The sequence below is a fragment of the Kitasatospora sp. NPDC059722 genome (assembly GCF_042733235.1).
Classification (GTDB): Bacteria; Actinomycetota; Actinomycetes; order Streptomycetales; family Streptomycetaceae; genus Kitasatospora.
In genome coordinates, this window is record NZ_JBHWGD010000123.1 from 1 (window position 1) to 2,137 (window position 2,137).

Below are 2,137 nucleotides of genomic sequence, written 5' to 3' on the forward strand. Positions count from 1 at the left end.
CCCTCGGCCCCGCGCTGGGAGCGATTTAACGCTAGTTGCCGGTGCGTCTGGGCTCCCCCCCCCCTGGTCGGGACGCCGCCGCCCAGACGCTGCTTGCTCTGCACGCCGCACGCCTGCTCCGCCTCGGCGGCGGCGCCCGTGGTGCCGGCCGCGAGGCCCTTCGCGATCGCCGCGTCGTAGGCGGCCTGCTCCGCCGCGTCCGGGTGGTAGCCGCGCTCGGCCGACAGGGCGGCGTCGTGGATGCCGTAGCGCCAGTCGGTGAGGGTCTTGGGGCCGAGCCTCGGCAGTTCCGGCGGCGCCGAGTAGGCGTGGCCGGCCTTGCGCATGCAGTCGCCGACGAGGGTGGCCATCGCCCGGCCGAACCGCCGGGACTCCTCGTCGGTCGGCAGGTGGGCCTCCATCGGCAGGCGCCAGGTCGCGGGGTTCGTGGGGTCGGCGGCGGCGGTCGTGGTGGGGCTGGTGGTCTCGGCCGCGGACGGGGCGGGACTGGTGGTCTCGGCCGCCGACGGGGCGGGGCCGGCGAGTCCGCGGTCGACGACGCCGGAACACCCGGCGGCCGTCCCCGCCACGACGGCGGCGGCCACGGCGGTGGCGGACCACCGGCCGAGAGCGGAAATTCTCGTAGCCATCATTCCTGAACTCCTGTGCGTTCTATCGCGATCGCCTTCGTTCGCGGGTTTCCAGGAGTGCGGGGAATTGCCGTCGAGACGTCGGGGATGTGCATTCTTGGCGTGCTGACTTTGCCAATCCTTGAAGGAGGCATGGCCATTACAGCACCGGCGCAACGGGCAAAACGGACACTCGGGAGGCCTCTTGGTAACGGTTTGACATCGTCTGTGTGCTGCCTGGGACTGCTCCGCCGATCGGAGGGGACGCCGGAATGCCCCCCCTCTGGCCGGTGGGTTTCGGCGATTCGTGCGGGAGCGGTGACCAGAAAGCGCCCCACCGGTGACAGGGAGCCGGTGGGGCGGGCCCGATGGCCTACATGTCGTGCTCGCGCGGCTTGTCGAGCCAGCCGCCCGCGGTCACGTGGGTGTCGTGGCCGACGCCGTTGACCCAGTGCCAGTTGGACGGGGACCCGCCGGAAGCGGTTGCCGACGTCGCCGCGCCGGTGCCCAGGGCGACCAGGGCGGCCGCGGCCATGCCGACCAGTACACGCGTGATCATGGTGGTCCTCCAGGACCTCGAAGGGGTTGGTGCCCCGTACTCGATCACTCGCGCGTAGACGTTCGGTCAACGCCGGTCGCCTACGGTCGGAGCGCGGCGGTCAGGTAGGCGCCGTGGCAGACCACCTCGGCCGGTTCCCGCGCGGGCAGGAACCAGGTGGCGTCCGGTGGCGGGGTGAAGTCCGCGGTGGCGTCGTGGAATTCGCGCAGCAGGGCGCCGACGGCGACGAGGGCGTCATCGGTCAGTGGCCGGTGCCCGACGTCGCCCGGGATGAAGTCGAGGACCTCGCGCCCCTGGGGGTCCAGTCCGTGGGCGCGCGGAGCACCGGCGAAGCCGCGCCGGTGGACGTGATCGAGGAGGGCGTGCACCGTCGCCGTCCACGGCCCCGACGGGCGCCGAACGGTGGCCCCCGCCCGGAAGACCCGGTTGACGCCCCCGCCCGCCAGTTCCACTTCCCGCTGATCATCCGTCATGACCGGGCATGCTACTGCCGAGCCCGGTGCCGTCACGGCGCGACCCGGATGGCCCAACTACGGTTCGTGTTTGCGGACGCGCTCTGCGTGAGAGGATCGCGGGGCAAGGCGATCCGCGTGCGACAAGGAGAAGACATGGCCGAGCGTCAGAACGGCACCGTGAAGTGGTTCAACGAGGAGAAGGGCTACGGCTTCATCAGCCCTGAGTCCGGTCCGGACCTCTTCGTGCACTTCAGGGCCATCGAAGGACAGGGCTTCAAGTCCTTGATGGAGGGCCAGAAGGTCTCCTTCGAAGCCGTTCAGGGCCAGAAGGGCATGCAGGCCGACAAGGTCCGCGTCGAGCAGTAGCCGGGGGCCGGCGGTACGGACGGGGGGTACCCGGTCGCGTACGCCGAGCACCGTCCGGACGACGCGCCCGCCCCCGCCCGGGGGGGGGGGGGGGCCCCCCCCCGCCCGGCCGGGGCGGGCCCCCCGGGGGCGTGTGGGGGGGGGGGGCC

Annotated in this window: 3 protein-coding genes and 1 pseudogene; 1 reads left to right on the top strand and 3 read right to left on the bottom strand. The window is 72.4% G+C overall.

Annotated features, from left to right (window positions below; translation table 11 throughout):
* From ACFV4F_RS38745 to ACFV4F_RS38755, 3 genes and pseudogenes are all read right to left on the bottom strand, one after another.
* Positions 1-584 (bottom strand): annotated as a pseudogene (locus ACFV4F_RS38745) (hypothetical protein); the annotation flags it as partial.
* A 397-nt stretch (positions 585-981) separates the two neighbouring features.
* Positions 982-1,167: a hypothetical protein gene (locus ACFV4F_RS38750; RefSeq protein WP_380435307.1), complete on the bottom strand. Its 186-nt coding sequence runs from the start codon at positions 1,165-1,167 to the stop codon at positions 982-984.
* Positions 1,168-1,247: 80 nt separating this feature from the next.
* A complete protein-coding gene (locus ACFV4F_RS38755) occupies positions 1,248-1,640 on the bottom strand; it encodes a phosphotransferase (RefSeq protein ID WP_380435308.1) in 393 nt (130 codons plus the stop codon).
* 135 nt (positions 1,641-1,775) lie between these two features.
* Here ACFV4F_RS38755 and ACFV4F_RS38760 point away from each other — a divergent pair, with 135 nt between their 5' ends.
* A complete protein-coding gene (locus ACFV4F_RS38760; protein ID WP_329925756.1) occupies positions 1,776-1,988 on the top strand; it encodes a cold-shock protein in 213 nt (70 codons plus the stop codon).
* The last annotated feature ends 149 nt before the right edge of the window (positions 1,989-2,137 follow it).